The 6643-nt window shown below is 61.0% G+C and carries 8 protein-coding genes and 1 pseudogene; 5 read left to right on the forward strand and 4 right to left on the reverse strand.

The window, feature by feature from the left end:
- Positions 1-865: 865 nt before the first annotated feature.
- Positions 866-1057 (forward strand): YegP family protein, encoded by a 192-nt coding sequence (locus ACIKT0_RS10945; RefSeq protein WP_407105377.1) that lies wholly within the window; start codon positions 866-868, stop codon positions 1055-1057.
- A gap of 497 nt (positions 1058-1554) precedes the next feature.
- Positions 1555-1734: a hypothetical protein gene (locus tag ACIKT0_RS10950; RefSeq protein WP_407105378.1), complete on the forward strand. Its 180-nt coding sequence runs from the start codon at positions 1555-1557 to the stop codon at positions 1732-1734.
- Here ACIKT0_RS10950 and ACIKT0_RS10955 read toward each other — a convergent pair.
- Genes ACIKT0_RS10955 through ACIKT0_RS10970 form a run of 4 tightly spaced genes read right to left on the reverse strand, consistent with a single transcriptional unit; the run spans position 1663 to position 3944 of the window.
- Complete coding sequence (locus tag ACIKT0_RS10955) at positions 1663-1863, reverse strand: hypothetical protein (RefSeq protein ID WP_407105384.1); 201 nt, start codon at positions 1861-1863, stop codon at positions 1663-1665. The two genes, ACIKT0_RS10950 and ACIKT0_RS10955, sit on opposite strands and share 72 nt — an antisense overlap.
- Positions 1823-2308: a PIN-like domain-containing protein gene (locus tag ACIKT0_RS10960; RefSeq protein WP_407105379.1), complete on the reverse strand. Its 486-nt coding sequence runs from the start codon at positions 2306-2308 to the stop codon at positions 1823-1825. Before ACIKT0_RS10960 ends, ACIKT0_RS10955 begins: the two co-directional genes overlap by 41 nt.
- A complete protein-coding gene (locus tag ACIKT0_RS10965; protein WP_407105380.1) occupies positions 2305-3033 on the reverse strand; it encodes a hypothetical protein in 729 nt (242 codons plus the stop codon). The genes ACIKT0_RS10960 and ACIKT0_RS10965 overlap by 4 nt, the downstream gene beginning before the upstream one ends.
- Positions 3030-3944: an IS1595 family transposase gene (locus ACIKT0_RS10970; protein WP_407105381.1), complete on the reverse strand. Its 915-nt coding sequence runs from the start codon at positions 3942-3944 to the stop codon at positions 3030-3032. Before ACIKT0_RS10970 ends, ACIKT0_RS10965 begins: the two co-directional genes overlap by 4 nt.
- A gap of 209 nt (positions 3945-4153) precedes the next feature.
- Here ACIKT0_RS10970 and ACIKT0_RS10975 point away from each other — a divergent pair.
- From ACIKT0_RS10975 to ACIKT0_RS10985, 3 genes and pseudogenes are all read left to right on the forward strand, one after another.
- Positions 4154-5281 (forward strand): annotated as a pseudogene (locus ACIKT0_RS10975) (IS1182 family transposase); the annotation flags it as partial.
- 79 nt (positions 5282-5360) lie between these two features.
- On the forward strand, positions 5361-5855 hold the full coding sequence (locus tag ACIKT0_RS10980; RefSeq protein WP_407105382.1) for a DUF992 domain-containing protein: 495 nt from the start codon (positions 5361-5363) through the stop codon (positions 5853-5855).
- A gap of 76 nt (positions 5856-5931) precedes the next feature.
- A complete protein-coding gene (locus tag ACIKT0_RS10985) occupies positions 5932-6171 on the forward strand; it encodes a hypothetical protein (RefSeq protein WP_407105383.1) in 240 nt (79 codons plus the stop codon).
- The last annotated feature ends 472 nt before the right edge of the window (positions 6172-6643 follow it).

Below are 6643 nucleotides of genomic sequence, written 5' to 3' on the forward strand. Positions count from 1 at the left end.
GCCTTGCGCGCGCCTCCGGGCCCCGACGGCGAGACGAGAAGCCGCCTGACCCTCCGACCCGTCATGCCCGCGCCTTCGCGGGTATCCACGACTTGGGGCGTCGCCGTGGAAGGGAAGTCGTGGATACCGGCCTCACGGCCGGGCATGACGCGTTCCGGTTCGCCAGCGCGCGCGGAGGCGCCGCGCGGGGCGCGCGGTCGGGTCACGGCCGAAAAATCAAACAGCGCAGGGAAGGCGCGGAACGCCGGGCCACCTGTCATGCCGTAGTCCAGCGGCGAACCGGTGGCCCGGCGTCCCGCGCGGCGGCGATTTGGCGACGGATGCGGAACCGCGCTCCGGTCGCGGGCGGCCCGTTCTCCCTTGCGGGGTCGGTCCCATTGCGGGTCTCGGGCCTCGCCGCCTCCGAGGAAGCGCTTTGGCCCAAAACCCATCCCGCGCCTTAAGGCGCTCGACGGCGCGGCCCCGTCATAGTGCGGGGCGGGCGGTCATCGCCCCGAAAGCCCAGGCGCGGACGCCTGACCTCCCGAGGCCCGCAGCCGACGTCCCGGGACGGAAAGCTCCGGTGCTCCCCGCCGCAGGCGCCGCTCCTCCCCCGCATGGCCGGCCGGTCCGGACACGCCTCCCTGCACGGGGAAGGACGACGGGAGTGGACCACGGAAGGGGAGGGATGGACGTTTATATACTTGCCGCACCAGACGAATCGCTGGTAGCATTTTCATCGGACCGCAACTGGCCTAGGCACTTAGCGCGCGCCATGGCCCTGATGCGCCCCTCGGCTTCTTCTCTAGAGGAAGCCGCGATGCAGACCGTATGCGCATTCCCCAGAAACTCGTACTCAAACCCGTAAGTGATCGGATCATCCGTCATGGCTGAAGTCACCTATCCGTGTTACCAGCAAAGAAAAGATGTGAGTGGGCAGTGGTATTGGGTTTATTACGCAAGCAATGGGAAGGCTCTGGCCAGAAGCAGCGAAAGTTATCACAACAGGTCTGATTGCACTAACTGCATCAAGCTCCTGCAGGCATCTCAGAACAGCCCTATCTTTTATTTTGATTGAGGATGCTTCAGGAGCGAATCTCTAATCTGGAGGATAAGAAGTGAACGGCGTCGGCATCACAAACATCTCGTTCTTTGGACCCGGTGGGACGCAGACGTATATCGATAACGACGGCAGATTTAGATACGAGAGGGATGAAAGCGGCGCAGAATTTACTTTCGAGGTATCTCTTACTAATGACAGATCAGTGACATTGCGTGTGGTTGCGTTTAATAACGCACGAACTCTTGATGACCTTGAGAAAGACGCAAGACTGCAAGTCAAAAGGATGTTGCTAAGACTCGGGAAGATCGGGGAACGATACGAAGTGTCTGAAGCGGCCGGTGGAGAATCCGAAAAGATCGCGCGCACCTCTCCGGCTCCGGAGGGAGGTTAGATCCTCCACCAGCCTCTGCAACTTATCAATAAGCTCGCAAAGGCGATCATCTGCTTCGGTCATTAAGGCCTCCCCATGAAAAAGCCCGGCTCACTGGCCGGGCTGTAGCGGAAGGTTGGCGATGAGCTATTGGATCGCCTTCGCAATCGGCGCGGGGTTCGGCTTCCTGCAAGCCGTGGTTGGCGTCATCCGCAAGCCGCTACCCATGAACCATCCGGTCCAAGGGCTCTCAGTCGCGGCGGTCGTCGGAGGGCTTGTGTACGGCACCCTGATCTGGCTGGTCGCCCGCTTCGTCTTTTGACGGCTTCGCCTTCCCGATCTTCCTCAGGGCCTCGTCGAAACGCTCTTCCGACTGATCGCAGCCCAGTTCGCGCGCCAGTTCACGGAACTTATCGAGTTGCAGCTTGGCGTCGGGCTCTTTCGAGGACATCGCGGGGTATCTCTAACTTCGTGAGGAGCGCCGGTGTTCGGAACCGAAGTTCGCCCTTGTGTAACGGGTTCGGAAGGCGCCAGCACGCTCCGAAAGCGCCCTCGCTGACTTTTGCCTCGATCAAAGGAAAATAGTTGATCAGAACGGCGCTCTTCTGATGCCCCTTGAGCTCATTCCAGCCCTCTGAAGGAAAGAAAGAAAGGAACCCATTGTCTACAAAGGCAACTGCTTGGTGGGGCCTATAGGCGATCTTGCTGTCACCTGAGATCACAACCCGCCCGCCGAACCTTTTGTATGCGTCGGCCCAGATTTCGTCCTTCGTCTTCGCGACCACGAGATCCTTTAAATGCAAGAACTCGAAGCCCCGATCAGAATAGAGAGCCGTTAGCGCTCCGACCATTTTCGGAGAGCATGGGAAATCGAGCGCTATGCGCTCCCTCTTCACGCCGCCAAAGGCTCGGGCTGGCGGCGAAGTTCCTGCTCGAACCGGACCGCCATGTCGGCCTCAGAAATCGGGACCTCAAGCCAGTTGGAAGCGGCCTCCAAGCTCTCCCCCTCAGCCTTCCAGAGATCGAAGATAGCCTCTGTCGGTATCTTAGAAGGAACGACCGGCTTCCCGTATGCCAACCTCGGGTCGATTATGATGTCGGGGAAACGATTGGGTCTTGGATTCCACGTTCTGGCTAAGCTGGTCTTCGGATCGAAGACAACGCCTTGAATAAGGCTCCGCTCTATGAGCTCGTAGTGCTCATATTGCTTTGTGACCAAATTCCACAGCCGCCTATCCTGCTCATCCTTGGCGGCCTTCTTCAAGACCTCTTCAACGAATACCCTCTTTCCATCCGTTTTCAAAAGTATCTTATCGGTCGCAAATGGCTTCTCATTCCCGAATATCTTTCGAGCCTCATTGATCGCCGCTCGGATTGTCCTTGGCCTAACGTCCTGCTCACGCAGCATTTCGATCAGCCGCAGCTCCATCAAGTCGAGAAAACTTATCTCTTCCGCCCCGTTAAGAGGCTGGAACTGCCTAGCGATCAACGGGCCAGCTTGTCGTCCAGGATATCCGCGCAGCCAACCATAGATGCGACGAGCGCTTCCCATCTCAATAAGGCGCGCGGCCTCATTGACGCTGTAGAATCCAAGAGAGAGCGGGTTGGCGACGCTGTTCACGGCGCCCCGCACGAGTCCCGGTACATCAGCCGCTTTCCGCTTATTCCGATAAGTGCGTTCTCCGCACGCATGGTGTCATTGATGCCAAGCGCTTGACGATTGTTGTACCGGAAATCGAACTCGGCAAGGTAGCGGTGCAGGTGCTTCTCAGCGCAGTGCTGATAGACGCCCGTCATCCCCCGCTTGAAGATGGAGAACACGCCTTCGACGGTGTTCGTGTAGGCGTCGCCCCGCACGTACTCCTTCTTGGAGTGGTCCACGATCTCGTGGGAAGCGATGCCGGGGAGCGCGCGGCGATAGTAGGGCGCGTTGTCGGACATCAGGCGCGTCTCACGAGCAACATTCTTCGCCACCTGCACCTCAACGGTCCAACGCGTGATGGACGGCACGTGGATGGAGCGAACGGACCCGCCACGCTCAACAAGGCTGATGACCTTGAACTTGTGGGCGCGGCCCTTGCTCGGCACGAAGTTCCGCTTCCGACCGACGAACGTCTCGTCGATCTCAACCGTCTTGCCCTCGCCGCCGAGAGGCTCAAGCGCGCCGGAGCGCATGGCTTCACGAAGCCGGTGCTCCATGAACCAAGCCGTCTTGTAGGTGACCTGCAGGACGCGGTGGAGCTGGTGAGCGCTCACGCCCTTCTTGCTGGACACCATGAGAAAGACCGCCTGCAGCCACTTCGTCATCGGGACGTGGCTGGACTCAAAGACGGTCCCGACGCGCACCGTGAACTGCTTGTTGCAGCCGCGGCACTTGCGGAGGCCGATGCGAGTCTTCTTGAGATCGTAGATCGGCTTCTCGCCGCTGTTCCCGCAGTGAGGGCACACCGGACCCATCGGCCAAAGCACCTTCTCCACGTGGGCGAAGGCGGCTTCCTCGCAGTGAAAGTAGGGGCGGGACAGGACGGACATGCTCATTCCTCAACGGTATGAGCGATTATAGGACCGTAGTCTGGTGCGTCAAGTATATAATGCCCGAGGGATGTCAAGGAATTTAATCCGAATGCGCAGCGCTAGCTAAGGACCGAGTCCGTTTCTGACCGATTCCGTTGAAAAACTCGGCCGTTGAAGCGGGGCTCCGTCGCTGATTCACTCCGTCATGCGGGCGGAGGGCGGCGGCGATGATGGGTGAACGGCAGGTCGACCAGGCGGCGCTGTTTTACGAGTTCTCACTCGAGCGGCATGTGCCGCAGGATCATCTGCTGAGGGCGATCGACCGCTTCGTCGACCTGTCTGAGGTTCGGCGGGAGTTGGCCCCGTTCTACAGCGCGACTGGCCGTCCTTCGATTGATCCCGAACTCCTGATCCGGATGCTGCTGGTCGGCTACTGCTTCGGCGTTCGCTCGGAGCGGCGGCTGTGCGAGGAGGTCCACCTGAACCTCGCCTATCGCTGGTTCTGTCGCCTCGGGCTCGACGGCGACGTGCCGGATCATTCGACCTTCTCGAAGAACCGCCACGGCCGCTTCCGCGACAGCGACCTGCTGCGCAAGCTGTTCGAGACGGTGGTCCGCCGCTGCATGGCGGAGGGTCTCGTCGGTGGCGACGGCTTTGCGGTCGACGCCAGCCTGATCCGGGCCGACGCCAACCGTCACCGCTCGGCGGACGGCGCGGACGAGGTCGACTGGGAAGAGTTGGCCGCGACGCGGCGGTCAGTTCGCGAATACCTCGACACGCTCGACGATGCGGCGTGGGGCGCGGCGAGCGAGACCCGGCCGAAGTTCGTGTCTCGGTCTGATCCCGCCGCGCAGTGGACCGGCGCGCACAAGGGCCACGCCTTCTTCGCCTACGCGACCAACTACCTGATCGACCTCGACCACGCGGTGATCGTCGACGTCGAGGCCAGCCGCGCGATCCGGCAGGCCGAGGTCGGCGCCGCGCGAACTATGGTCGCGCGGACACAGGAGCGCTTCGGGCTCTGGCCCGAGCGGCTCGCAGCCGACAGCGCTTACGGCGCGGCCGAGATGCTCGCCTGGCTGGTCCATGAACGCGGGATCGAGCCGCACATCCCGGTGTTCGACAAGAGCGCCCGGACCGACGGCACGTTCAGCCGTTCGGACTTCCCCTACGACCACGCCCGCGATCTTTACACCTGCCCGGCCGGGAAGGAGCTGAGACCCCGTCAGAGGGTCTACCGGACCTCGGCTCCGCTCGTCGACGAGGCCGGCATGATGCGCTACCGCGCCAGCAAGTTCGACTGCGACGCCTGCTCCCTGAAACCGCAGTGCTGCCCGAACACGCCGGCGCGCAAGAGGATCATCTGACTATTCGGTACAGGAAGGCGCTCGGCGTGCTTCAATTACGTTCATTACGGTTGAAGGAGCACTTCCAATGAAAAGCAAGAGCACCATGGCAGCTCGAGCCGCCGTTTTGGATATGGTCGGATTGCTCATGGCTATTTCCGCGGCGACGCCAGCGTCGGCGCAGTCTAGTGTGAAGATCGGCCTCCTCACCTGCACGACTGGTCCGCAAATTGGAGAGATCGTTTTCTCCAAAGCGAAAACGCGATGCACGTTTCATCCCGATGTGGGCGAAGATGAGAACTACCACGGCGAAATCCGAAAATATGGTCTCGATGTGGGCGTCGAGGCGCGCAGCGTGATCGTGTGGGCCGTCTTCTCGCCACAGACCGGATACGCCCCGGGATCGCTTGCGGGAGTTTATGTTGGCGCGACAGCTGACGCGACGATCGGCGTTGGTCTTGGGGCAAATGTCCTGGTCGGCGGATCAAACAAGCAATTCGCACTGCAGCCTCTCAGCCTCCAAACTCAAGCTGGCTTCAATATTGCCGTTGGAGTCGGTGAGCTGGTTTTGACAGAGCGGTAGCGGACCCAGCGCAAGAGGCCGTCAGGTCCCGAGCGACAAGAACGTCCGAGTCCGCATCGCGCATATCTGTTGCGAGATGTATACGGCCGCGGCCGCCATCGAGACGATGGAGGCCGTCGCGAACGAAGACCTCGACCTCGTCGTGCTGAGCGGCGACGGCGACTGTTCGGACCTCTCGTCCAACGATCTCTACCTGTCGCGCTCGCGCGATGCGCGCGGGCGCCTCAAGAACGCGAACAACCAGAAGGTTGCTCGCCGCCACGCCATCACGACAGTGAGGTCGCAGGTCAGGTTCGTCTGCCGCCGCCCTCAGTGAGTCTGCTTCTTGCGACAGGAGGTATCTAGAGGTCGACTGACGAAAGAGCCGCCTCGCCAGACATGTCGCGGAGCGCATCGGTGAAAGCTGAAGTAAATCTGCTAAGCTCTTCATAGCTCGTCAGGAAGCGAGCGGTGCAGGCCTGTTGAAGATCAGCGTCCGCGCTCTTCCACACCTCGGTCGCGACCTCCGTGTGAACGAGGATGGCGCCTCGAGATCCATGCGGCCGAACGATCACCCTGAGATGCACTTGGTCGAGAACGTCTTGTGCCCCCTGCTTCCAAATCCCTCCTTCAAGGGTGGGGGGATTATCCGACGAGAGCGGAAACGCTCTCAAAGCCGTTATGAACCGCTCCGGGATTCCCGGAGGCTCCAACTCCTGAGTAGGATGGAGCGATGACGAGCAAGACGACGAACAAGTTTTCGCCTGAGGTGCGCGCTCGCGCGGTGCGGATGGTGCTGGAGCACGAGG

It is taken from the genome of Hansschlegelia beijingensis (genome assembly GCF_045505405.1).
Taxonomy (GTDB): Bacteria; Pseudomonadota; Alphaproteobacteria; order Rhizobiales; family Methylopilaceae; genus Methylopila; species Methylopila beijingensis_A.

Bases quoted from the DNA above. Each gene is read 5' to 3' on its own strand.
- ACIKT0_RS10945 (WP_407105377.1), top strand. From the start codon at position 866: ATGGCTGAAGTCACCTATCCGTGTTACCAGCAAAGAAAAGATGTGAGT.
- ACIKT0_RS10950 (WP_407105378.1), top strand. From the start codon at position 1,555: ATGAGCTATTGGATCGCCTTCGCAATCGGCGCGGGGTTCGGCTTCCTG.
- ACIKT0_RS10955 (WP_407105384.1), bottom strand. From the start codon at position 1,863: ATGTCCTCGAAAGAGCCCGACGCCAAGCTGCAACTCGATAAGTTCCGT.
- ACIKT0_RS10970 (WP_407105381.1), bottom strand. From the start codon at position 3,944: ATGTCCGTCCTGTCCCGCCCCTACTTTCACTGCGAGGAAGCCGCCTTC.
- ACIKT0_RS10980 (WP_407105382.1), top strand. From the start codon at position 5,361: ATGAAAAGCAAGAGCACCATGGCAGCTCGAGCCGCCGTTTTGGATATG.
- ACIKT0_RS10985 (WP_407105383.1), top strand. From the start codon at position 5,932: ATGTATACGGCCGCGGCCGCCATCGAGACGATGGAGGCCGTCGCGAAC.